Origin of the sequence: Saccharicrinis aurantiacus (assembly GCF_947489045.1) — a bacterium.
In the GTDB taxonomy this organism is placed as follows: domain Bacteria; phylum Bacteroidota; class Bacteroidia; order Bacteroidales; family Marinilabiliaceae; genus Saccharicrinis; species Saccharicrinis aurantiacus.
Genome location: NZ_CANLCN010000023.1, coordinates 42,841 through 69,167, shown reverse-complemented (window position 1 = coordinate 69,167; position 26,327 = coordinate 42,841). Strand labels below are relative to the sequence as shown.

21 protein-coding genes are annotated in these 26,327 nt (G+C 32.3%); all 21 read left to right on the top strand.

What is annotated here, in order from left to right; genetic code table 11:
- Positions 1–115 precede the first annotated feature (115 nt).
- The 21 genes from QMO11_RS19365 (at position 116) to QMO11_RS19265 (ending at position 26,296) form a co-directional block, all read left to right on the top strand.
- Positions 116–697 carry a hypothetical protein gene (locus QMO11_RS19365; RefSeq protein WP_282039379.1) on the top strand — a complete coding sequence of 194 codons (582 nt, stop codon included), beginning with the start codon at positions 116–118 and terminating at the stop codon, positions 695–697.
- Positions 698–1,220: 523 nt separating this feature from the next.
- The gene (locus QMO11_RS19360) at positions 1,221–1,511 is read left to right on the top strand and encodes a hypothetical protein (RefSeq protein ID WP_282039377.1); all 291 of its coding nucleotides are present in this window, start codon (positions 1,221–1,223) and stop codon (positions 1,509–1,511) included.
- Positions 1,512–2,863: 1,352 nt separating this feature from the next.
- Positions 2,864–3,697 (top strand): DUF4349 domain-containing protein, encoded by an 834-nt coding sequence (locus QMO11_RS19355; protein WP_282039375.1) that lies wholly within the window; start codon positions 2,864–2,866, stop codon positions 3,695–3,697.
- Positions 3,698–3,946: 249 nt separating this feature from the next.
- Positions 3,947–6,109: an AAA family ATPase gene (locus QMO11_RS19350; RefSeq protein ID WP_282039373.1), complete on the top strand. Its 2,163-nt coding sequence runs from the start codon at positions 3,947–3,949 to the stop codon at positions 6,107–6,109.
- Between the two features lie 310 nt (positions 6,110–6,419).
- Positions 6,420–6,797, top strand: a complete 378-nt coding sequence (locus QMO11_RS19345; protein WP_282039371.1) for a hypothetical protein — start codon at positions 6,420–6,422, stop codon at positions 6,795–6,797.
- A gap of 242 nt (positions 6,798–7,039) precedes the next feature.
- Entirely contained in the window at positions 7,040–7,759 is a 720-nt protein-coding gene (locus tag QMO11_RS19340; RefSeq protein WP_282039368.1) for a hypothetical protein, read from the top strand.
- Between the two features lie 400 nt (positions 7,760–8,159).
- Entirely contained in the window at positions 8,160–9,140 is a 981-nt protein-coding gene (locus tag QMO11_RS19335; RefSeq protein WP_282039366.1) for a hypothetical protein, read from the top strand.
- 233 nt (positions 9,141–9,373) lie between these two features.
- Complete coding sequence (locus QMO11_RS19330) at positions 9,374–9,676, top strand: helix-turn-helix domain-containing protein (RefSeq protein ID WP_282039364.1); 303 nt, start codon at positions 9,374–9,376, stop codon at positions 9,674–9,676.
- 217 nt (positions 9,677–9,893) lie between these two features.
- The gene (locus QMO11_RS19325; RefSeq protein ID WP_282039361.1) at positions 9,894–10,199 is read left to right on the top strand and encodes a DUF4406 domain-containing protein; all 306 of its coding nucleotides are present in this window, start codon (positions 9,894–9,896) and stop codon (positions 10,197–10,199) included.
- Between the two features lie 63 nt (positions 10,200–10,262).
- A complete protein-coding gene (locus QMO11_RS19320) occupies positions 10,263–10,805 on the top strand; it encodes a phage antirepressor N-terminal domain-containing protein (protein ID WP_282039359.1) in 543 nt (180 codons plus the stop codon).
- A gap of 5 nt (positions 10,806–10,810) precedes the next feature.
- Entirely contained in the window at positions 10,811–14,032 is a 3,222-nt protein-coding gene (dnaG, locus tag QMO11_RS19315) for a DNA primase (RefSeq protein ID WP_282039357.1), read from the top strand.
- Between the two features lie 893 nt (positions 14,033–14,925).
- Positions 14,926–15,159 carry a DUF4248 domain-containing protein gene (locus tag QMO11_RS19310; protein WP_282039355.1) on the top strand — a complete coding sequence of 78 codons (234 nt, stop codon included), beginning with the start codon at positions 14,926–14,928 and terminating at the stop codon, positions 15,157–15,159.
- Between the two features lie 340 nt (positions 15,160–15,499).
- Positions 15,500–17,071 (top strand): type I restriction-modification system subunit M, encoded by a 1,572-nt coding sequence (locus QMO11_RS19305; protein WP_282039353.1) that lies wholly within the window; start codon positions 15,500–15,502, stop codon positions 17,069–17,071.
- Positions 17,072–17,875, top strand: a complete 804-nt coding sequence (locus tag QMO11_RS19300) for a hypothetical protein (RefSeq protein WP_282039351.1) — start codon at positions 17,072–17,074, stop codon at positions 17,873–17,875.
- Entirely contained in the window at positions 17,875–18,831 is a 957-nt protein-coding gene (locus tag QMO11_RS19295; protein WP_282039348.1) for a PGN_0703 family putative restriction endonuclease, read from the top strand. The genes QMO11_RS19300 and QMO11_RS19295 overlap by 1 nt, the downstream gene beginning before the upstream one ends.
- Positions 18,815–19,987 (top strand): restriction endonuclease subunit S, encoded by a 1,173-nt coding sequence (locus QMO11_RS19290; RefSeq protein WP_282039346.1) that lies wholly within the window; start codon positions 18,815–18,817, stop codon positions 19,985–19,987. Before QMO11_RS19295 ends, QMO11_RS19290 begins: the two co-directional genes overlap by 17 nt.
- A gap of 50 nt (positions 19,988–20,037) precedes the next feature.
- Complete coding sequence (locus tag QMO11_RS19285) at positions 20,038–20,484, top strand: hypothetical protein (protein WP_282039344.1); 447 nt, start codon at positions 20,038–20,040, stop codon at positions 20,482–20,484.
- A gap of 129 nt (positions 20,485–20,613) precedes the next feature.
- Complete coding sequence (locus QMO11_RS19280; protein WP_282039342.1) at positions 20,614–22,581, top strand: ATP-binding protein; 1,968 nt, start codon at positions 20,614–20,616, stop codon at positions 22,579–22,581.
- Between the two features lie 39 nt (positions 22,582–22,620).
- On the top strand, positions 22,621–24,135 hold the full coding sequence (locus QMO11_RS19275; protein WP_282039340.1) for an AAA family ATPase: 1,515 nt from the start codon (positions 22,621–22,623) through the stop codon (positions 24,133–24,135).
- Between the two features lie 2 nt (positions 24,136–24,137).
- On the top strand, positions 24,138–25,163 hold the full coding sequence (locus tag QMO11_RS19270) for a hypothetical protein (protein WP_282039338.1): 1,026 nt from the start codon (positions 24,138–24,140) through the stop codon (positions 25,161–25,163).
- A 35-nt stretch (positions 25,164–25,198) separates the two neighbouring features.
- On the top strand, positions 25,199–26,296 hold the full coding sequence (locus QMO11_RS19265) for a PD-(D/E)XK nuclease family protein (protein WP_282039336.1): 1,098 nt from the start codon (positions 25,199–25,201) through the stop codon (positions 26,294–26,296).
- The last annotated feature ends 31 nt before the right edge of the window (positions 26,297–26,327 follow it).

Genomic DNA, 26,327 nt, shown 5'->3' with positions numbered 1-26,327 from the left:
TATTTTGTTAAGTTTGTTGTGACTGAGGTGGCGAAGCTGACTTTAAATTGCACAACAGCTTCTTGGCGCCAAACGTTAGCAATAATTAACTTAGCAAACTAGAAAATAAAATTGGATGGAATTCTCGCAAAAAAGGGGTTTAAGTAAACGAACATTTGAGCTAAAAGGTGAGAGACTCAAATTATATCATAAAGAACTAGGAGAAATTAAGGAATGGCAAATAAAGATTGACTCAATAGGTAATGATATTCTTATTGAAAGAAACTCTCGAAGACCATCAATAATAGGAGGTGGCATACTTGGTGCATTTGGTTTGTTCTTTCTGGCTGTCTATTTCGGTTCTGGTCAAGCTGAATTATCCCTTTGGGCAGGGATTGTTATTGGATTATTTTATTTAGGTCTTGGGGCATTAATATTTTTGACACCTGTAAAAAGTGAATTGCACATAACAGGAGGTTTTTCTACTGTAACTTTCTTTTTAGACAAACCTTCTCGTCAAAAAGTAGAAGAATTTGCTCATAAATTAATTGAAAAATCAGATTCTATAATACTTGAAAGGTATTCAAAAATTGACCCTGACATACCAGAAGAAACAATGATGAACCAGCTAAATTGGTTAAAAATTAGAGGGCTTCTAAGTGAGACAGAGTATAGATTGAAAAAAGAAGAATATAAGAATATGAAATTAATGAATTAATAACTATTGCTAACAAAAAATAAAGGTCATAGGCTGTGAGTATAGTTTAGGGCGTTAGGTTCGTATCATAATATCGCCGAAGCTTTTGCTTTGGCTAGAGAAAAGAATAAATTTATAGCCTAAACAAAAGTTCGGCTCTGCTGGATTTTGGTTGTTTTGGTTTTTCAAATGTAGCCTACATCCTTTATTCGAGCCGTTACCACACATTTACAATATGATCGCCATAATATTATTTTTAGTTTTAATCATTGGTTTGAATTCTGTTCCTTCTCTTTCAAAGAAAGAAATTCCTTTCATTGAAAAGGGAATCAAGATTACATTGTCGATTTGGACACTCGTGTTCATAATTTCAATATTGTTTGAGTACAATGGTTATAGATTTAAAGGATTCCTAACTTTTCCAATAATAGGTTGGACATTTATAATAGTCGCGAACTTATATTTCACTTTGTGCAAAAATACAAGAATGAAAAAAGTTATAGTATTATTACTTGTACCCTTACTTATTTTGAGTATATCATCTATGATTATTGGTAGACAAGAATGTGAGTTTGATCTTAATGAAAAGAGTAAAATTGTAGTTAGAACAGGAGGAATATTTTCCTGTGGAGAAAGTATCACAATTACACAATCTTGTTTCGGATTCTTTAACAAAGAGATTTTTAATTTGGACAATTTATGTTTAATCGGAATTTACAATATTGAAACAGTTATTCTTGATGAAAGCTTTGCTAATATCTTAATATATCACAATGGCGAAAATGATTCTGAGAATCCGTATAAATATAAAGTAGAAAGAAAAAACGTGTGGTAACAAAAAATAAAGGTCATAGGCTGTGAGCATAGATTTGGGAGTTTAGCTCGTTTAATAAAATCGCCGAAACTTTTGTTTCGGCTAGTGAAAAGAATAAATTTATAGCCTAAACAAAATTTCGGCTCAGTGGGGTTTTGGAGGTTAAGTTTTTAAAGTTAGCCCACAGCCACTTATTCGAGCCGTTACATGTTATTTATTAAGCAGTTCGTCCTTAGTTTTGTTATTGTAGACTAGGTTTATTCAAAATATAAGGAATTAGAAACGCGGTTTTGAAAGGCTTATTTTTCAGCACTGATTCACCGAAAATTTAGGGAATATTGCCATTTAGGTTGATCATAGGAAAAAGGAATTCGTATCACCGATCAGGTATCGTCTATTGGAAATTATTGAATTGTGTTAGAAGGTTTGTTACATCTTGCAATTTCGCATTAGGACTTGAATTTCAACTTTACATCTTGGTTATTTGACTGACAATTCTGGTCGGACTGGCTCCATGGACTTCCCATTATTGGTTGGACTTGATTTTCACATGTATTAGGACTCATCTAGTCCTGACCAAAAGTGTCACTCATTAGGACTTTGAATGTGGAATATTGGATTCTGTATTCAGAATGAGAAACAACAACATGTAACAAGAGCTAAAAGTCATAGCGCATTGTGGTAATTTGTAAGTGCATAGGTTTTTATTAAGTTTGCTATAGTTAAGTAGGGTGGTGGTGTTAATTGCGCTACGCCTCTTAGCTGTAACGTTACATGTTATTTATTAAGCAGTTCGTCCTCAGTTTTGTTATTGTAGACTAGGTTTATTCAAAATATAAGGAATTATAAACGCGGATTTGAAAGGCTTTTTTTTCAGCACTGATTCACCGAAAATCTAGGAATATTGTCATTTAGGTTGGTCATAGGAAAAAGGAATTCGTATCACCGATCAGTTATCGTCTATTGGAATTTATTGAATTGTGTTAGAAGGTTTGTTACATCTTGCAATTTCGCATTAGGACTTGAATTTCAACTTTACATCTTGGTTATTTGACTGACAATTCTGGTCGGACTGGCTCGTAGGACTTCCCATTATTGGTTGGACTTGATTTTCACATGTATTAGGACTCATCTAGTCCTGACCAAAAGTGTCACTCATAAGGACTAGGGATTTAGAAGGTCGTATTCTGTATTCAGAATGAGAAACAACAACATGTAACAAGAGCTAAAAGTCATAGCGCATTGTGGTAATTTGTAAGTGCATAGGTTTTTATTAAGTTTGCTATAGTTAAGCAGGGTAGTGGTGTTAATTGCGCTACGCCTCTTAGCTGTAACGTTGTGCCCAATTAGATAGAAATATGAAACAACATACTATGATGAAATCAATATTATTAATAATAATATCGTCTTTACTTATTGTCTCTTGCAGTGAAAATGAGGCAGAAATAGCATCTACTCATTTCGAAATGGGGGAGGAAATAATACCAATAACACGTCAGCAAGAAATTGCACCACCACCACCACCATTAAAGGGGAATAAGGAAATTGTTAAGAGTAAAATAATTAAAGACGGAAGAGTTGGCTTAAAGGTCACAAATCTAGAATTAACGAAAGTAAGAATTGATTCTATAGTTAAACGGTATGACGCATATTATTCGAATGAAAGCTTGAATAAAACAGATTGGGAATCTTCATACAATTTAGTAATAAGAATACCTTCATCAAATTTTGACAATCTCGTTAATGCTTTGCAGCTTGGCAATGGTGAAATTCTATACAAAGAAGTTGATGCAAGAGATGTTACTGAACAATTTGTTGATTTAGAGATACGGCTGCAAAATAAAAGAGCTTATCTTAAGAGATATCAAGAATTATTAAAGAAAGCCATAAACATCAAAGAAATATTACAAGTTGAAGAAAAGATACGTCGCTTAGAAGAAGAAATTGAAAGCACTACAGGAACGTTAAAGTATTTAAGTGATTTGGTCGATTTTAGTACACTTAATTTAAATATTATAAAGAAGAAAGAAATCAAAAGCAATCCAGAAAAGAGAGAGAAAATATCTAAAAGAATTAAACAATCTTTTACTATGGGTTGGCATGGAGTAATAGATTTCTTATTACTTATAGTTAGGAATTGGCCATTATGGATTGTAGCATTATTAACTATTTATTTCATCAGAAAGTTTATAAGACGCAAAAAATAACTGGGCACAACAATAAATACAAGGCATAAGCTGTCAGTATAATTTTGGTAGTTTAGTACAAAAAATAAGTTCGCCGAAACTTTTGTTTCGGCTAGTGAAAACGATAAATATATAGCCAAACAAAAGTTACGGCTAAGTGGTGTTTGGAGGTTCTGTTTTTCAAATCAGCTCACAGCCTCGTATTCGTAACGTTGTGTGTCATGCAGGAGAAGCCTCCTGAGTTAGAATTAACCCTGAATTAAAATAATTATGATTTCTAAAATAACATTAAACAATGTAGCAAGTTATAAGAAGCCTGTAGACTTAGAGACTGATAAGAAAATTAACTTGATTTATGGGTTAAATGGAACAGGAAAAAGCACATTTTCAAACTATCTATATAAACAGAATGATACAAATTTCAACTCTTGCAGCATTCAGGGATTAGATGAAGAGGAAGTTGCTGTTTATAATCAAACTTTTGTTCAAGATTATTTTTATGAATCAGATAGTCTGAACGGGATTTTTACCTTATCCAAAGAAAACAAAGACGCAGAACAGAAAATTAAATCTGCAGAAAAGTTAATTGAATCCTTACTAGTTCAAAAGAATGCTAAAACAGAAGAGATAGACTTATTAAAACAAAATTATCGCAACAAAAAGCAACATACTGAAAATAAAGTTTGGGAAATTAAAGCCAATTATACAGGTGGCGACCGTGTTTTTGAATTTTGTTTGGAAGGTCTCAGAGGTAAAAAGGAGAAACTTTTTGACCACATAATTTCTTTATCAAAACCTGAGGTAAAACCAATTAAAGACATTGACGATATTAAAAAAGAAGTTCAAGCTTTGACTGGAGAAAATGCACAAAAATATCAACTGCTTCCAAGCATTATATTTTCTGGTGATAATATTGAACAAGAATCAATATTAAGCAAACAAATAGTTGGGAATAAAAATAGTAGTGTAGCTGATTTAATATCTAAACTTGAAAATTCAGATTGGGTTAAATCAGGAATTGATTACTTACCAAAGTCTATTGAAAAGACAGAAATATGCCCTTTTTGTCAACAATCTACAATCACTCAAGAAATCATTGATAATTTAAAAGAATATTTCAATGAGACCTATGAGAATGATATTAAGAAAATAAATCAGTTAGTTATAAATTATAAAAGTGCAATTGAATCATTTCCCCAGAAGATAGTTTTCGAACAAAATCCAATTGTAAAAGCACAGAAAACTGAGTTTGATAACAAGTATGATAGTGTTCTGAGGTTGTTAGAATTAAATCTTAGCATGCTCGAAAATAAAATAAAATCACCAAGTCAAAAAATCACATTAAACAAATCAGCAGAAGTGGTTAAGGGGTTAGCAGATTTTGTTCTAAATATTAATAATGAAATTGGAGAGCATAATAATAAAATAGATAATAAAAATGCAGCTCTAAAACTTTTGAAAGGCGAATTTTGGAATCTAATGCGTTGGGAATATGACCAAACTATATCAACATTTATAACAGACAAATCTCATATTACTAAAAAAGGGCAAGACTTATCGAAAGAATTAAAAACTTTTGAAACGAAATTGTCAGACCAAAACAAAATCATTATTGAGCAACAAAAAAAGACAATTAATATTGAAGAAGCAGTCGAAAGCATAAATAATGGGTTGATAGAACTTGGTATTAGTGATTTCAAGATTATAAAACATTCTGAAAATCATTACAAAATAGTTAGGGGTTCCGAAGAAGCAGAAATATTTCACTCATTGAGTGAGGGTGAAAAAATGATTATTAGCTTCCTTTATTTCTTGGAATTATGTCGTGGAAAGAAAAATGTGTCAGATAGTAATAAGAAGAAAATAGTTGTCATAGATGACCCAATTTCAAGTTTATCTCACATTTACATTTTCAATATTGGACAGTTAATTAAAAGTGAATTTATCCGTTCCAAGAAATACGAACAAGTCTTCCTTCTTACCCATAGTTTATACTTTTTCTACGAATTGACTGAAACAAACCATGAAAGAAGAAAAGAAAACCAAAACCTTTACCGTATAGTCAAGAATTCCGAAGGAAGTCAGATATTAGAAATGAAATATGAAGAAATTCAGAATGATTATCATTCATATTGGAATATTATCAAAGATGAAAATCAACCTGCAGCTTTAATAGCAAATTGCATGAGAAATATAATCGAATATTTCTTTAATTTTATTGAGAAGCGAGATTTAGGAAATGTGTTTCAAAAGCCAGTTTTGCAAGAAAATAAATATCAATCCTTTGGTCGGTATATTAATAGAGAATCTCATTCTTTAGGGCAGAATATATTTGATATTAAAGAATTTGACTACACGACATTTAAAAATGGACTAAAATTGATTTTTGAACAAAACGGATATCAAGAACACTATAAAAGAATGATGAAATAAAGCACGAACACACAACAATGTGTATAAGTAATGCGGGGAGCGCAGTTTTTATGAGGGCTTGTGCGGTTTTTGAGCCCCGCCAAATCTACGATTTGACAGGCTAATTAAAAATTTGAAAGTTAACTGTAAAATCGTAGTTTTGGCTACTTAGTTATTTGAGACAGTAGTGGGTTCAATCCCGCACTACTCATACACGAGCCGTTGTACCTCATTTGCATGGCGCACAATAAAATAATTGTGGAGTCAGAAACGTTTTGAAAGTTTAGTGTGTAACAAATAAATGACTTAACAATTTAATCAGAAAGCATATATGAAGAATTACCTTACTTATTTAGTATTAGCTTGTGGAATTTTTTTTACCAGTTGTAATAATCAAGAAAGTTCAATTGTAGGAAAGTGGCAAAAACTTAATCCGGAAAAAACTAATGACGAGGCATTTATTTCTATTGGAACAAATAGTAACACATCAACTATTAAGACAGTTTTAACTTTCAATGCCGACAATACAGTTGACGTTAAGCAAGGCAGTAATGAATATAGTGCAGATTTCATTCTACAGCCTGACTTATTAACTTTAGGAAATCGTAAGTATGAGTTGATTAAACTTGATTCTGATAGTTTAGTTATTAAAGTAAAAAGCGACTTTGATTTTGGTGTCGAGACTGATAGATATTTTCGTATTAAATAGAAAAAAACGAGGTACAACAATCTGGAATAAAGCATAAGCGCCAGCATGGATTTGGGAGTTTTGTAGGTTCTTTGAAGTCCGCCAAAATTTTCATTTGTGTTTGGTAAGAATTAAGTTTAAACAAAAACAAAAATGTTGGCTATGTGGTGTTTTGGTTGGTTTGGCTTTTCAAATCGCTTACAGCTTCATCCAGTCAACGTTGTACGCCATTAGGACAGACCTGCTAACAAGAAAATTGATTAATGAAAACTAGATTTAGAATACTGACAATTTTTTTTACTCTTGGATTACTATCCGCATTTGGGTGGCTTGATTTTATCCTGATAAAAATATCAATGAATAAGAATGACTTTGGAGCTGGACAAATTACTGGAATAATTGTGCTTTCATTATTTGTAGTAGCGGGATTGATAAGCATTCAACGATTGGCAAAAACAGTTAGATTTGAAAATGACAAAATGATTATTAACTGGTTATTTAGGACAAAGAGACTTGAATATGACCTAAAAGATATACTTGGATTTCAATGGAGCTCTTTGACTGCTCAACCGGTTGATTACAAGCAAATAATAATTTACACATCGGATAAAAAGACAATTGGAATATCGGATTTTGAATGTGGGAACTTTTACAAAATTGAGGAATATGTGAAAGGTAGACTTGAAATATTTCATTCTTATAAAAAAAAGGCAGATGAAGAATGGATAAAAATGGAATATGAGAAAAGTAAAGAGTTAGACCTTGACCAAATGAAAATGATAAATTTTGTGATTTATACTTTGTGGGCATTGATTGGATTTATTCTCTGGTTGACTCTTAAAGATTTAAATTCTTTAATTGGGTTATCAACTGGACGATTAGTAATATCACTAATATCGCTACTGTTTCTGATTTTGTCTGTTTGGAAATATCAAATTGAAAGAAAGAGAAAACAAAGAATAACGGCGTACAACAATGTATAAAAAGTATAATTGATTCTAAAATACTAATCTTGTAAAGTATTTATAATTAGTGACATGTGTGTATTGTTTCAATTTTATAAAAATCTCCTCATATACAAATTACTATACTTAAGTACGTAATATAACGTAGAAAAAAGTAAATAAAATATTTTCATTTTTTTTAAAAATTATCAAATACAGACTCCGTTATTTACCATTATTCGGTTCAAATGAACTTTTAGCTATCAAAATAGTTTGAGATTATTAATTGAAATTTAGCTTATGGTTAACTTAATGGCAGCAATATGATGTAATAATATTTAAGAATACATTCGATATGACTTCGCAAGATGATACTTTATTCTGTTGATTAATTAGGTATCCATAAGCTATTAATATTTATTTTTTAATAAATCTGATTATGGTATTTAAGAAGAATGAAGGGCAGAATTTTGAAAAAGATTGCTTAGAAGTATTTGAAAATTTATTGCAAGCCTATAAAAAGGCTGCAGAATCCACGGTATGGGAATCTAATATGGATATCCTAATCGAAAAATTAACACATTTTCCAACAGCTCCGTTTCCAGTTGAGCTAATGAGTCTTTTTGATTATAACTACCTCGTCCAATCTGAGGATATAGATAGCGTTATTGATAAAGCTTTGATCATAAGGGAGAGGATGGAGCATACGCAACGTTATGTGACCATAAACGAGAAATATTTCTCATCTTTTCTTTTTCCAGCAAATACCCACCTTAAAAGACTTGAGGTCTATAATAATGAAGGAGAACTTTGTTATTTGCAGAAGGGCACAATTCGTATAAAAGCAAAACAGTTGTTTCGATGGATTATTCCAAGTAGCTCTCCGGTTAAATTTCAAGATATAATTAGTATTCGCCAGAAAACTACTCATTATAAGAATCTAGAAATTTACTATTACTCACCAATCGTTGACCTGTCGTCGACAAATCCCCAAGATTATTATAATTTCTTCTGCGACTATTTTGGTAAGGTTCAATTTCTGAAATATTTTAGATCAAAAGAAGAAGTAGAGGTAGTGCCAAAACTAACGGAGTCTGTGCCAAATGCCTATGAAACTATATTAAGATTTTCAAAGGCTCAACAGGTACTATGGGTTTATTTTATTTTTCGTCTTTTAGGTTTAAAGTTAAGGGTAGATATTGGTAACTCAACACTTGCCTGTTTTTTATGTATGGTAAATGGTATTGATATGAAAACTTATAAGAATTCATATTTCTATCGTCTAATAGAAAAAGCGCCGTATATAAAAAAAGATAAAAACCTTTTGGTCGATTTGGAAGTCATTCGTTTGCATTTCGAAGAGCGTAATTTTCCTACCGCTGAAATTGAAAAATTGATTGTTGAAATAGTAACACGATAATACGTAAGAATACTGTTTTCCATTTATTGCTTTTTACTGTCATTTGAGCATAAAAAGTATCCGACGTTTTACCCCAAATCTCAATTTTTCACAAAGATCATCCTTTGTAATAGTCACATAGTTAATAGTTAACGAAAAATATTCAAAATTTCGGATAGTCCGACGTTGGAAATAGGTATTTCCGTACCCTATACTTGCTATTGAATTTTTGAATTACAAAAAACGCTAAGATTATGGATAAAAAGAAGTGCTTCAATACAGAAGCTTTAAAGAGGTTAGATCAACTAAATGATAAGGTCTCGGAATTAGCAAAAGCACAACATAAGGCTGGAATTGGTTTTGATTATGTTACTGCTGCAGAACTAGCTGAGCTATTAGGTGAAAGTTTACGAACCATCTATGGCAGGGTATATAATAAGCAGATTCCCTTTTATAAACCGGGAGGTAAGATATTACTATTCAAAATCGAAGAAGTGGAAAAATGGATTAAATCAGGTCGACATTCTTCTTTAAAAGAAATAAAGCAGAACGTATAAATGGATATTACATAAACCTAAGTAGCCAGTAACCTATATGACAACAAAAGAAAGACTTAAAGCTGATTGTAATAAGCAAGAATTGCGATTTTCATTTTTTAAACTCTTGCTCAAAAACAAATCTAGTAATCAGGTACTCTCAGAAAGTAAATTGTGTAAAAATTTGAATCAAGTAAAGAAGTAGAAGATGACAACTATTTATATATGCGGGGACGATATGTCCAAAAACAGTGTAAAAGGATTAGTTGATACAACTAAAATAAAAGCCAAGTTTAAATCCATGAGATGTTCTGTTGTGAACCCTACAGAAATGGCTTTTACAAAGATGAGTTGGTCCGATACCTTACACAAACGTATTGAATTACTAAAAAGTAGCCAAGCAATATATGTGCTCCCCGATTGGAGAGATAATATCATGGCCAGGATAGAGTTGACCGTTGCAATGGATTTAAAATTGCGTACTATTTTTCATCCATCAAGCAACAAGGAGATACGACAAATAATAACCTCCCTTGGTAATTAGCTCAGGTTTTAGGCAGGGTTATTCAGGGGTAGCCCTGCCATTTTTTTTAACTCACAACCAATTATGAAAGAGAATATAAAAACAGTAGCACGCATTAATGATGTAAGCATTATGCTTATTAATGGAACAGAAAAACTTATACCAGTAAAGCCAATATGTGAAGCTTTGGGAATTGACCACAAAAGTCAAATGAGTAAAATACAAAAGGATGAAATTTTAGCTTCAACTATGGTGCTCAGCACCACAGTTGGAGCTGATGGTAAAGACAGAGAAATGTCTTGCATCCCATTTAAGTTTGTATTTGGTTGGTTATTCTCAATTAATCCGAGGAATGTAAAGCCAGAAGTAAAGGAACAAATTATTAAGTACAAGCTTCAGTGCTACGATGCCCTATATAACTATTTTGCTGACCAAGGAGAGTTCTTAGAATTGAAACAAAAAGCTTTGGAGAAACAGCTAGAAGAGGTGGAAAGAATCCGGGCAGATTATAGTGATCAAAAGAAACAACTCAGCGATGCCAAAAAAGCACTTAATGATATTAAAGAAATGACTTTTGAGCAATGGCAATATAATAAGCGCCAATTATCAATAGAATTTCCAAACTAAAGTATATGGATGCAAACAGGGTAATAGAACAAATAAACGATCATATTCTTAAGGTTGTCGATAACTATATTAAGCTAAATAAGGCAGGAAGCAATTATAAAGCTTGCTGTCCTTTTCATAATGAAAAGACAGCATCCTTTAGTGTGAATCCAGCAAAAGGAATATTCAAATGTTTTGGTTGTGATAGAGGAGGTAATGCCATTGAGTTTATTAAACAACAGGAAGGTGTTGATTTTAAGGAAGCCGTTGAAATTGGTGCGAAAATACTTAAGGTCAGTTTTGAGTGGAAGAAAAGCATCAATTTTGATGAAGCCAAATATAAGCATGAAGAAAGCCTTAAGGTTGCCTGTAATATCATCGAACGGTTCTTTTTAGAGCAAGTGAATAACAAGGAAGCAAAAAGCTATATCAAAGAGCGGAATCTTGCTATACCTGAATCCGGTAGTTTTAATATTGGTTATGCTCCTAACAATAATGCGCTCTTGGTTTATGCTAGAACAAATGGTTTAAAGACAGAGATACTTGAAGAGATTGGTGTATTGAAAAGTTCCGATAATGGTCTATATGATTTTTTTCGTAACCGATTAATATTCCCTGTTTCCAACTCAAAAGGTCAGACTATTGCTTTTGCTGGACGAGACCTCGACAAAATTCCAAAAATCAAGTATCTAAATACACTAGAGAGTAGTATTTACATTAAAGGGAATGAACTGTATGCTTTGAATGTAGCACGATTTGCCATACAGAAAAACGATATGGCCTATATAGTGGAGGGTTATTCAGATGTATTGCGTATGCATGATATCGGTATTGAAAATACGGTAGCCACATGCGGTACTGCACTAACTCAAGCTCAAGCAAAGTTATTGAAACGATATACCAACAAAGTAACTTTGATATTTGATGGTGATGCAGCTGGACTACTAGCTACTGATCGGAATGCAGAAATACTTATCAAGAATGAATTTCATGTATCAGTTATTTTACTGCCCGAAAAGCAAGACCCTGATTCAACTTTTACTACTAAAGCCGACTTTCTTCAGTATGCGGAAACTCAGTCGGATTATCTGATTTATAAAACAGGGTTCTATAGTGATAAATTTGCAAATGATCCGGTTAAAAAATCAGAGGTCATCAAGCGAATTTCTTCTCTCATATCTTGTTATGATAAAACAAAGCAAGAAGTATATCTCGATTTTGTAGCGGAGCTAATCAAACCTAAAAAAGCCTGGCAAGATGCTCTAAAAACCAATAATCAGCCTAGCGAAAAGAAACTAAAGAAGAAGGAGAATATCAGCGATATTATAAAGCTGAAAAAAGAGCAGCAGGAGAATTTATTAGAAAATCAATTTTATGAAGAAAATGGGGCTTATTATACTATGGAAGGTAAGAACCCTAAGCAAATTTCTAACTTCACATTCGAAGCCATATTTTGTGTGTTTCATAAAGACCCACAAGGTAAGCTAGACCTGAAATACGTTTTGCGTTTGATAAGTCAATATGGAAGGAAGCGTTTGGCTATAATTTCATCAGATGACTTCTGTACTCCAGCATCCTTTAAAAAGCAGGTTCACCGTCGTCATGGTTTCTTTTGGTATGGTAACGATAGCCAGCTGGATAACATTAAAAATGTGAAACTATTGGGTATTCCTGAAGCCAAAGAGTTAGAGCGTGTCGGTTTCGACGAAATCAATAAATTTTGGGTATTTGCCAATGGCTTATACTATAATAAGAATTTTCATCCCATTGATGAGTATGGTATTAGTACTCATACCACTCAGATAAATAATATGGATGAATTTGATAAGATTCCTCCAGAAAGTCAGATTCGCATTAAGGATACATTTCACGTTTTAAATACGACATCAGAATTTATAGGTAGATATGGTAAAAAGAAATTGGAGAGCTGCATTGATAAATGCCAGGTGCACCTACTTCATTTCTTTTATCTGCCTTATGGCAAATCTTTAAAAATAGGTAGTTCCGATGGTGGCAATCCATTTAAAGAAAACTCTAAATATGTGAAGCCGATTAAAGGTAGTAGTTGGAGTTTTGCGCAATGGGCAAAATCGATGACTAAGGTGTATCCAGGTAATTCTGAATTACTGATAGCCTATTATATTGCCACCATATTTAGTGACCTGATATACAGAGCCAACTTCGGGTATTTTCCTATATTATTCCTTTTTGGAAAACGCCAATCGGGTAAGAGTACAGCAGCCCGAAGTATTATGTATATGTTTGGTAAACCACCTATGGAAGATGGTATCAATCTCGCATCTGGTAGTACCAGTACAGGTATGCAGCGGAGTATGGATTCTACAACTAATCATCCATTCTGGGGAAATGAGTATAAGAATAGCATACACAAAAATACGATTGAAGCACTCAAAGGTATCTCAGATCGTAATGGTAAGCTTACAGGTGTAAAGTCAGGCGGTAACGAAACAAAAATCGCAAGGCCTAGAGGTTCGGGAATTATCAGTGGTCAGGATTTACCTACTCAAGACCCAGCACTTAGTAGTCGAAGTTTATTGGGAGAGTTTGATGATAACAATAGAGGTAATTATTCCGATTTGAAACTATTTAAATCTGCAGAAGAAAGTTTGCAGTTTACCAATATTACTTGTGCTGTATTCGATTACCGGTATTTAATAGAAGAGTATTATTCTAAGATAGAACCTGAGATCAGTTCAGAAGTTATGGATGATCTCGTCAGAGAATATGGTAATGTTGATCGAAGAACAGTGCTTAATATTTCCTCGGTATTAACACCAATGAAGATATTAATGGAGTATTCGGACTTGGGTTTTCCCTTTGATTTTTTGACGGCTAAAAATGCCTTAACAAGATCAGCAAAGCTTACCATATCAGTTCAGAACCAAAGCGATGAAGTAGAACAGTATTTTCATGTATTACAATCACTACTTAATCTATATAAGATTTCTGAGAATACGCATTACAAAATGGAAGCAGCAGAGAATAATGAAAAGCACTTATATTTAAGAGTGGGTGCAATTCATGGATTATATAGAGAGCAGGCGAGAAAGGAAGGCATAACAGTACTAGACCAAGCCGTTATTGGTGAGTATTTAAAGAAGCATCGCTCGTTTATCGATTACCGCAGAAAGAACGTAAAGTTCGGAAGTAATAGAACAAGTGCCTACATCATGAATTACGATACACTAAAAGACCAGGGCATCGAGCTAGAACGATTTAGTATTTAAACTATATATAAGTATAATAACTGTTTAGCCAATAATAATGGTGTTATTACAAAAATCGTCCTCATTTCCTCACTTAGTATCTATGTGTATAGTTATAGTATTGATATATAATATATTAGTATAGTTTGTAAATGACTAAAAGTGAGGACGAGTGAGGAAAAAGGCAAAAATATGAGGGACAGGTGAGGAATTATTTATGTTTTTCCTCACTTGTCCTCATTGTCCTCAAATTATAATATTGATATTCAGATAATTAATCATAAAGTGAGGAGTGAGGACACTTTTTTAGAAATACCATAGGTCGTATAGAAATACATTTTTAATTATAAATGACCAAGCTATAGGTTTATATTCCAGTTCTAATATTCCTTTTATTTAGCTTCAATTATTTCTATATTTACATAGCTAATTACCAAGGGTATAAAACTTAAAATTATGCCCAAAGCTTCTTGCAGATTACTTAAAATGAGCCTCTTATTGGGGCTTTTCGTGTTTATAGTACATTGTGGTTTTACCTTTTATTACCTTATTCTTCGTTTTAGTCACGATAATTCCCATGTAATCTCCTGGTATGAGATTGGAACCAGCAAAGCACTTCAAATTTTAATAATTAAACACTCTATTCTAATAAATGCAGCCACAAAAGTTGAGCATATTGCTTCGTGTTGGATATATTTTTTCAAATTCAGAATAAAGCACTCAAAATATGATCTTCAATTTTTTTCTTTCTTAACAAAGCAGTCTCAACAATATCTGAAAGTTCGCTCATATTATCTTAATATTTTAAAAAGCTTACAAAAGCAGTCTCAAGCCCTCAAAATATACACTACAAGGCTACTTGTATCAATATTTCACTTGCCTTTTGGCGTATTAATCAATATAAACCCAGCCATATGATAGTCCGCAGAACCATATTAAAGCAGGATATAGTGAAAAAGTTATACCCAAATAGTATTTCCATTAAATCGGCTATGCAACAACTCCGAAACGAAATTGATATTTCTCCCGAACTAAAGAAGAAGATTGAACAAATAGGAAACTCCAGAAGGCATTATTACACCAAACAGCAGCTTCTTTTAATTCTGGAACACTTTTGTATTACGCTAGAAGAATTTGAAAAGTTATGACCTATTTAAGAATTGCACTATATCTCCTCTAAAGATGCAATGTTGACATAGGAGAATAATTACCAATTTTCTGATAAGGTGCTATTTTGTAGAAGAGTTACATTGTTTTATAATAAAGCTAATAGACTTTGTTTTAACGAAGAGAGTATTTAATGAAAAACTAAAAATATCAGTTAACTCTACACTGCACACATAATCTTATAAATACTTGTAGTATATTATTATTTGGTGCGTTATTTTCTTACTTTTGACGTAATCAGACAACCCAATGAGAGACATTCGTCTGAAAGAACTATACTTATAATTTACAGGATTTAGATTTAAAGATATCAAACAAAATATGGCAAAAAAAGCAGCACCTAAGAAGCAAAAATCGATGGAAGAAACCCTTTGGGATTCTGCCAATAAATTAAGGGGGACAGTAGAAAGTAGTGAGTACAAACACGTAGTTTTAGGATTAATATTCCTAAAATTTGTAAGTGATAAGTTCGAAGCTCGAAGAGAAGAAATGATTGCTGATGGTGAACAGGACTTTATTGATATGCAAGAGTTCTATGCGAGTAAAAACATTTTCTTCTTAACTGAAGAAAGTAGATGGAGTTATATCATTGATAATGCTAAGCAAGATGATATCGCATTAAAAATTGATACAGCATTACATACCATAGAGAAGAATAATAAGACATTAAAAGGTGCATTGCCCGATAATTACTTCTCTCGCTTAAATATGGATGTGAGTAAGTTAGCTTCCTTGCTAGATACGATTAACGACATTGATACCATAAAGGATGAACAACAAGACATTGTAGGTCGAGTTTATGAGTACTTCTTGAGTAAGTTTGCCATTGCCGAGGGAAAAGGTAAAGGAGAATTCTATACACCTAAGAGTATTGTAAACTTGATTGCCGAAATGATTGAACCATACAAAGGTGTTATTTATGACCCTGCTTGTGGCTCTGGTGGTATGTTTGTACAAAGTATGAAGTTTATAGAAAACCACCATGGTAACAAAAAAGAGGTTTCTATTTATGGACAAGAATACACAGCCACCACTTATAAGTTGGCTAAAATGAACTTGGCCATACGTGGTATTGCTGCCAACTTTGGTGCTGTACCTGCCGATACCTTTGGTAAAGACCAACATAAAGATTTGAAAGCGGATTACATTATGGCTAATCCTCCTTTTAATCAAAAGGATTGGCGAGCAAGTGATGAGTTAACTGATGACCCACGATGGGCAGGCTACGAAACTCCTCCAACTAGCAATGCAAACTATGCTTGGATATTGAATATGGCAAGCAAGCTCTCTCAAAATGGTGTAGCTGGTTTTATCTTGGCTAATGGTGCTTTATCTGGAGGTGGCGAAGAATACAAAATACGAAAGCAATTGATTGAAAATAACTTGGTGGAGGCAATTTGTGTTCTTCCTCAGAACATGTTCTATACCACTAATATTAGTGTAACGCTTTGGGTTCTTAACAATAATAAACGAGAACGTGTAGTTGTGCATCCTGATGAAACACGCAATTATAGAAATCGTGAAGAAGAAATCCTTTTTATGGATTTACGTGAGATGGGAGAACCTTTTGAGAAGAAGTATATTCAATTCAATCAAGAAGAGCATATAAGAAAAATAGCCGCTACATACCATGATTGGCAGCAAAATCCCGATTTTAAGGATGTGCCGGAATACTGCTTTGGAGCTACCAAAGCTGATGTTGCTAAAAAAGATTATTCACTTGTGCCAAGTAAGTACATTGAGTTTGTGAATCGTGACGAAAATATTGATTTCGATACCAAAATGACTACCCTAAAGGGGGAATTTAAAGAATTACTTGAAGCTGAGAATAAATCAAAAGCCGATTTGCTCAATGTATTTAACGAATTAGGTTATAAAATAGAACTCGATTAAATGGCAAGGTCTTTAAATACTTCTTTAATTAATAAACTATGCACAGGTGATTATGCAACCCTATTAGATTGCATAAAGAGAGACTCCGAACTTGCTATTGAGGTGAGAATACATAGTACTGCAATAGTTTATTATCAAAAGTCTAAAGTATTAACAATACATCCTCGAAAAGAGGATCCTACTGTTTTGGATAAGGGTTATTGGAAGAATGAGTCTAAACCAATATTAGATTTAAATACACCTAATGAATACTTTGTTGAAGCCAAAAGGTTGGTGAATGAGTTCTCTAAAAAAAAGAATAACCTTGAGTTCGATATTCAACAAAAAATAATAGCTGCAAATAACTCCATTTACAAGCGTTATTTGGTAGTAGATATGGAATATCAGTTTGCACAAAACTTGCTTACGGATAGAACAAATAAGAATACCCGTTTCGATTTAGTAGCTGTTGATTTAGAGAAACAAAAAATCGTTCTGCTCGAATTAAAACAAGGCCTTAATGCTCTTAATGGAGAATCAGGCGTTGACGACCATCATGCTAAATTTACAGAGCACATTAATCATCCTGAATTTAAGCAGACACTAATAGATGATGTGACAAGCATAATAAATACGAAAGCACAGTTGGGCATATACAATTTTAACACAAGGGGTATTATCAATAACCTTCAGGGTGCAAGTGTTGATTTTGCCTATGTTTTTGTATTCAATACAGCAGAAGAACAAATACAATTTAAAAAACAATACAAACATAAATATGATGTAATTTACATCGATGCAACGCATTCAAATTTCATTCTATAATGAGCAATTACAAACTACACCAACGAAAATTGCAGACCAAGCGTCTGTTATATGATTTACCTGAGTTATTCAATAATGATACAGGTGGTGCTAGCTTTGGTAATTACAAAAGCTTAATATTTGTATTACAGGATGGTAAAAACAACCTGTTTAATGAAATTACGGAGGATGCCGTTGCGTACTTCAAAGAAAACGATATTGCCTGGTGGGGCGATAATGAGTTCTATCCACCAGGTCATATTCTATCCTCGCAAATACAATGCTTAAACTATCTCTTTGCCTTGCGTAAAGATAAAGACATGGTACTCAGGTTAGCTCAACTGTTTAATGCCAACATATCAGATATTCTACCTATTAACCAAGATAAAGATGGTGGCTATATTGCTTTTGAATTTACATACAATAACGCTGAGCTATTAAACGAGAAAGAAGCCAATGCCAAAAGGGGTAAATATTGCACATCTATTGATGCTTTTATGATAGGAATGTGTAACGATGAGAAAATATTAATTCCCATTGAGTGGAAATATACCGAGAGTTATCCCAACTCTGATAACAAAGCAAAGGAACCAGGCAAAGGACAAACCAGACAAGAGCGATACAATCAGTTGATAGAATCATCTAAACAATTGAAAACTCCTAAACAATTCGAAAATTGTTTGTACTACCATGAACCTTTTTACGAAATAGCCCGACAAACTTTATTGGCAGAGCAAATAGTTAAAAGTGGCATGGCTGATGATTTTTTACATGTATTGATTATTCCAGAAGCCAATAGTGAGTTGTTGTACAACAGCCACCAATGCGAGAATAGTGGATTAGAGAAATTGTGGAACAACCAATTATTAAATCCCGAAAAATTTAAGGTGGTTGATGGTAGAGATATATTATCGCTGATTAAGAAAAATCCAAATTACAAGAACCTTTACAATTATTTAAATGCACGATATAACTAATATACATTCAGATTATAAGAAACTCGGTGAATATATTAAACCCATCAAGGTTAAAAATAAGGACCTGAGGGCAAAAGAACTATTAGGTATCAATATTGATAAGTTTTTTATGCCTTCCGTAGCTAATGTGGTAGGAACTGACTTATCTAAATACAAAATTGTAGAAAACAATCAGTTTGCATGTAATAGAATGCATGTAGGTCGTGATTATCGAATTCCCGTTGCTTTATCTAAGAGAGAGGAACCATTTATTGTATCACCTGCTTACGATGTATTTGAAATAATTGATACTTCAATTTTACATCCTGAATATTTGATGATGTGGTTTTCTCGTAAAGAGTTTGATAGAAATGCATGGTTTCATACAGATGCAGATGTAAGAGGAGGATTACCATGGAAATTATTTTGCAATTTAGAACTCCCCATCCCATCTATAGAAAAACAACGTGAGATTGTAAAAGAATACAACACCATAGTAAATCGTATAAAACTTAACAAGCAGCTTAATCTGAAATTGGAAGAAACAGCACAAGCTTTGTATAAGCATTGGTTTGTTGATTTTGAGTTTCCGAATGGAGATTTAACTGATTTGGATAACTACATAGATTTTAATCCTAAACATTCTATAAAAAAGAATTCCACGGTAAGCTATATTGAAATGGCTGATGTACAGGAAAGTGCAATGAGCATCAAAAAAACTATTAAAAGAGAATTTACTTCAGGTTCAAAATTTAAAAATGAGGATACACTTTTTGCACGCATTACACCTTGTTTAGAAAATGGGAAAATTGGTTTTGTTGATTGTTTAAAAGATAAAGATGTCGCATACGGCTCAACAGAATTTATTGTTATGAGAGCGAAGAATGAAGTAAGTCCATTTTGGGTTTACTGTTTAGCAAGGGATGATAACTTTAGAGCCTATGCTATTAGCAGTATGGTTGGTTCTTCAGGGAGACAAAGAGTACATAGTGATTACTTAAAAGAGTATAAGGTTAATATTGCAACCAGTTTGAATATGTCAGAATTTCACAAAAATGTTAGCAGTATATTTAAACAAATTAAAACTAGATCAGAGGAGATCAAATTATTAAATACTATGAAGAACTTACTTCTTGCTAAAATGACAAAAGTAGAAATCGAAAAAGAAGTTATTTAGTTTAGATCTTGATTGATAATAGTGAGAACGATAAGTAAAGGATACATATTATGACAGTTAAAGAACAACTAAAAGAATATATGGCCTTAGTAGCCATAGAAAACGATAAAGGTATTTTTGAATTAATATTTAAGAATCATACCAACGATAAAAATACTCTTCATGTAGATAAATTGGTCGAGCTAGTAGGCTTGTCTCAGAGTTATTGGCATCTTTTTTCAACTAGCAAAAGTACTAATTTTCACTATTCATATTTTAAATTAGAACTAAAGTACATGAGTATTTACCAGTCACCATCAAATTCAAAAAATGGATTTAGTACTGATGGTTTGAAATCAACAAGAGTCTTAGATGATTTAAAAAAATACAAGGCGAGTTATGAAGGTTGGCTAAATGCTTATATAGAGGAAATTGCCCCAGGTGTACAAGAAAAGATTGACTCAATTATTCCCCCAAATATGAATGCAGATGATGTTAATTTGTTAATAGGTTCATAATGGGTTAACTATCTTATTATTAAATAAAAGAATTAAAATATAGTAACGTCACATGGCAAAATATAGTGTACATCAGCAACCTGTAGAAACAGAAAATGAATCAGCTCGCTAGTTTTAAATTAAAGACCTATGATAACCCAATCCGTTGAAATAACAAGTTCCGGGATAAAAAAAGTATTACGAAAACATACACCTGAAAGGGCTATAGCAGAATACATCTGGAATGGATTTGATGCAAAGGCTACAGAAATAAATATTGATTTTAAAATTGATACTACGAAAATTGAATCGTTCAAATCAATAACGATTTCGGATGATGGAGAGGGTATTGTCTACGAAGAGCTAGGAGAGCGTTTCAGGAAGTTTTATGAATCTAATAAATCAAGTATTAGTACAAGCAATACTAATTTAACAAAAGGGAAAAACGGATATGGTAGATTTACCTTTCATAAGTTTGCACGTTTTGCCACTTGGAGTACAGTTTATAAAAAAAGCGAGAATGAACTATTGGCTTATGATATAAGCATGAATAGTGAAAATTTGAAAGAATATACCCCTACAATACCAATCAAATCGAACACAAAAACTGGTACATCCGTTGAGTTTATTGAACTACATGCAACTGTATCGCCTAAGTTTATAGATAATGTATTAATTCCTTATCTAAAAGCCGAATTCGCTTGGTTTCTTGAGCTAAAGGAAGAGTTTAAAATATTCATTAATGGTAAAGAACTTGATTATTCCTCTATCATTGAAGAAGTTGATAGTTATCCAATCGAGATAAAGTCGAAAGAAGAAGTATTAAAATTTGAGTGCAAATACATTCGTTGGAAAAAGAAGCTAAATGATGAGTACTCTCGCTTCTATTTCTTAAATAAAGATTTGGCAATAAAAAAGACAAAAACCACCTCATTAAACAAAAAGGGAGATGATTTCTGGCATAGTTTGGTAATTGTCGGTGATTTCTTCAATACGCCAACATCCGAAGATGATAGTAACGAGGAAGAAACTCTAGAACTATTTGGAACTGGTCAGGAACGGAAAGTATTTAAGGAACTTATTAATAAGCTTAATGAGTATCTGAAGAAAAAAAGACGACCATTTTTAAGAGTTCAAGCAGATAAGCTCGTTAAAAAATATGAAGATGAAAAGGTTTTCCCTAATTATAGCGACAATGAGTGGGATCAGGTACGAAAGCAAGGATTAGAAAACCTTGTAAAGGAAATATACGAAGTTGAACCTGCTGTTTTTATGAAGCTCAATAAGGAACAAAAAAGGATATTTCTTGAGTTACTAAATTTAGTGATGGACAAATCAGAAAGTGATAGCCTATTTAAAATTATTGATGCTGTAATTGAATTAGATTCTGCTGACAGAAAGGAATTTGCAAAGATTTTGGAGATGACACGCTTAAAACAAGTCATTTCAACCATAAACCTTATCAAGGACAGGTTGATTATTGTTGATAATCTAAAAAAAATAGTATTCAACCACGACCTAAAAGCTAACGAAAGAGACCACCTCCAAAAATTTGTCGAGAAACACTATTGGATATTCGGTGAAGAATACCGAATGGTATGTGCCGAAGAAGTAAAGTTCGAAGAAGCGTTAAGACGTTATATTTATATACTTAGAGGAATAAACAAAAAAGAGTTTATTGAACATCCTGATAAGTATAAAGAAATGGATTTATTCTTAGCTGGCACCGACTTTAGGGATGGCAAACCTCATAACGTAATTATTGAAATCAAAAGTCCAACAAGTATTAAGCGTTTAAAATCTGTACACATGACTCAGATTGAGGAATATATGGATGTTATTTTAAAACAGGATTGTTTTAATGATGCAAACGAAGAGTGGACTTTTTTCTTAATAGGTCAAGATTATGATGATATACTTAGCCGAAGAATCCTTAATAAAGAAACTGGTTTGGTTATTAAGGGTGATAACTATTCTCTGTACTTAAAAAAATGGAGCGAAGTTGTAAATGAAGTTGAAAGGCGACTAAAATACCTCCTAGAGAAGTTAAAAATAGAAAGAGGTTCTTTGTCGCAAAAAAACACTTTAGAAGAAATAATACCAACCGTTAAAAAATAGAGGCAATAATTTTATCAATAATCATTTAAGTAAAATAGAATGTCACATCTAAAAAGTATATATTTTAAAAATTTCCGTGTATTTAAATCTAAATATAATTTTGAAACTTGTCCGATAACGTTCTTAACGGGACCAAATTCATCCGGAAAAAGTTCTTTCCTTAAAGGGCTATTACTACTCAAAAGTAATAAAAGTAGCAACCTACAAGTTCTTGACTTTTCTGGTACAAAACATAACTTAGGTACCTTTGAGAATACTGTCAATAAAAAAAGTTCAGAACCTAACATTACTTTTGGAATCAAGGCTTCATTGGCTTTAGGAGAGCAGCCATTTCTTACATTTATTGATGAACCTGTAACAACAAAAAGAAATGTTTACACTATTCTTAAAGAGACGGATTCGAAATCATATCAAGATGTAACAATGGAACTCACATATAGACAGAATGAACGTAGTGGGAAGTTGGCCATATTGAGAATTATTATTCCTGAGTCTGAAAAACCAATACTTTCCTTAACTATTGGTCATCAGGATTCTCGTAGTCATACTCTAAGAATTAATTATCAAGCGATGAGCAAAAATAGCTATTTTAATTCGCTTTTTTTCGGCCGTATTATGGGAAGAAATATTAAATTGTCTCGACCTGATGACGAAGAACTTTATTCTATTCCTATTCATTTTTCTCTTAAAGAAAATGGGAAAAACCAATTTTATGATGAACCGGTTTTAGTATTTTCAAAACTTTTTGAAAAATTCTTGTCAAAAAACATTGAATCTGGAAAATTGTCTGAGATTCATAGCTTTCTTCTAGGGCAGCCGATTAGGCAACTATTAAGTAATTTTGCTTCTATTATTAATAATAGTGAATATATAGAAGCTGTAAGAGCAAATACAAAGAGATTATATACTAATGATGCACAAGGAACTTCCTTTAATGATTTAATACTAGAGTACCATGCTAGAGATTTGCCACAAGAATCTAAGGTGTTTATTAATAAATGGTTATGTCGATTTGGGATTTCTGATGAGATTGTTTTTGATAATATTGAGGGGGTTGCAACATCAATTTATTTAGTTACTGGCGAAGAAAGAATTGCTCTCGCAGATCTCGGTTATGGAATAACACAATTTCTACCAATACTCTTAAAAATCGCATTGGAAGTTCCTATTAAGAAAGTTCTTAATGGTTTAAAAACAGTCAAAAAGCTTATCTTATTAGAAGAACCTGAAACGAACCTTCATCCTAATCTTCAATCATTACTCTCTGATTTTCTAATTGATGCAACTAAAACTTTCGAAATTAGATTTTTGGTTGAAACACACAGTGAATATTTAATACGTAAATCTCAACTAAATATTGCAGAACAAAAAATACCTACAGATTATATTAATTTATTCTACTTCAATCCGTTGGCTTATGAAAAGGAGTATAAAGTTCAAGAAATCACTATAAATGGAAATGGTACATTAAGTGATAGTTTTGGTAAAGGTTTTATTGACGAGGCTACTGATCTTAAATTAAAACTATTACAAAGAAAAGCAATTAATAAATAATTATGGAAACTACATTAATTGTTCAAAAGGAGATTCTGAGTAACTTATTCATTACGAATAATGATTCTAATGAGAGAATGGATATTTACAAGTTTCTTTGTAATGATTATAGAGGTTACAAACTGATTTGTGATATTAAACTTTCAGATTATAAGAAACATATGGAAGACAATCCAATGTGGGATATTCTAATCGATAATATGAATACTTTTTGTTATGAAGAAAATATTAGTTCGTATATATTAGAAGATGCGTTTTATGATGATCTAGGAGAGTATAATATTTTCTTAATCAATGAATCTAATAATGTATGTAATGATCTTACCTCTAAATATGGGTTTGTTTATTTAAATGATAGAAATATTGAATCAAATTGGAAGGTATTTAATGAAATAAGAAAAGGTGTACCTCTAAAAGTTACAAAAAGCACTTTGATACCTGAAGAACAAAGGGTCGACGCTTGGTCTAAATTAGATTTTATTTCAACTCCCCTAACAAGTATTATTGTATTTGACAACTATATACTAAAAGATTCAGATCTTCAGAGACTTAGAGATAATCTGTATCCGTTATTGGAAATTTTGCTAGCCAAGAGTAGATCATATCAGGTAGTAACAGTTACTATTATAACAATGCCAAGTAAGAAATGTATAAAACAAATTAGGGGTCAAATATTGGCGCATATAAGGTCAAAGGGATACTTCAATGCAGAAATAAATATAGTGAAGCATCATAAACGCTATTATCCTGATGGATTTGAAGGATTACACTCGAGGTATATACTAACAAATTATTTAAGAATAAAAACGGAAGATAGCTTCAATTACTTCCAACCGTCAGGAAAAATAAATAATGAATCAGATATTCGAGTAGATTTATGTCTTGAATCTAAAAACAAACCTTTGTTTATGAAGGAATTAGAGGACTTGAATATATATTTTAGTAAAATAGATAACAACCCTGATAATCCTGTTGAAGATTGTCAAGTAATGTTTCATCCCCATAAAACCAATGATCTTTTAAATTAATTATTACCACATTCAAGGAGTAAAAACAATATATAATGAACCTAAATAGTTTATCCTTATTTTTTAACAAAAATAACATACCTGAAATTAAAGAAAAGCCACTCACATTTTTAGGTATTGCAAAACAACCTCATTACGAAAATGTATGGTCAAATATATACGCCTTTTATTTTAATGTTGATGCTGAGCATGGTTTAAAAGACCTATTTATTAAAAGCTTGCTGCAAATTGTTAATAGTAAACAGGAAGAGGCTTTTCAGTTCACCACTAATTATAATATTCATACGGAATCTTCCACTAATAACAATGGACGTATTGATCTACTATTGTCTAACGATACGGATGCTATAATTATAGAAAACAAGGTAAACCATCTATTAAATAATGACTTAGAAGATTATTGGGATAGTACACCACAAGCAAACAAGCAGGGTATTTTACTCTCGTTAAAAGCTATTCATCATATTCACCATAATAGTTTTATTAATATTACTCATTTAGAATTACTAAGTGTAGTGATGCAAAATTTTGGAACTTATATTTGTGAAGCCAGCGACAAGTTTACCATCTTTTTAAAAGACTTTTATCAAAACATATTAAACCTAAGTGATCCTATGGAAGCTCAAAATTTAGATTTCTATTACCAACATACCCAACACATTAACGAGGCGGCTAAACTTAAACATTCGGTAAAAGATTACGTAGAATCTGAGGTTGTCAAAGTATGCGAACAATTAAATCTAGACTTCCATAAAGGTTATGGTGGAGCTGATAGAGGCTATGATTATTACAGTTGCAAGAGAGACGGAAACCTAATTTATACCGTTTGCTATGGAGGTTTATTAGAGAATAGTAAGAAGTTAGATATTGTTGTTGAGTTACAAAATGAACTATTGGTTAAAAATAGGCAAGCATTAAAAGATATACAGCTTAAAGAAAATGAAAGATCTATACTTTGTGATGGTTTTTTCAGTGGGACAGAAACTTGGGCTCATTTTGCTGCCATAAGTTTTGATGTCAGTAAAGACGATTTTCAAGCCTTAAGTAGTTTTATTATTAAGGCAATAACTAAAAGTCCGCTACAAAGTATCTTTTCTAAGATTGAAGATTTTTTATTAGGCGATGATGAATAAGTTTTGCTGAGTAAAAAGATAGACTAGGAGA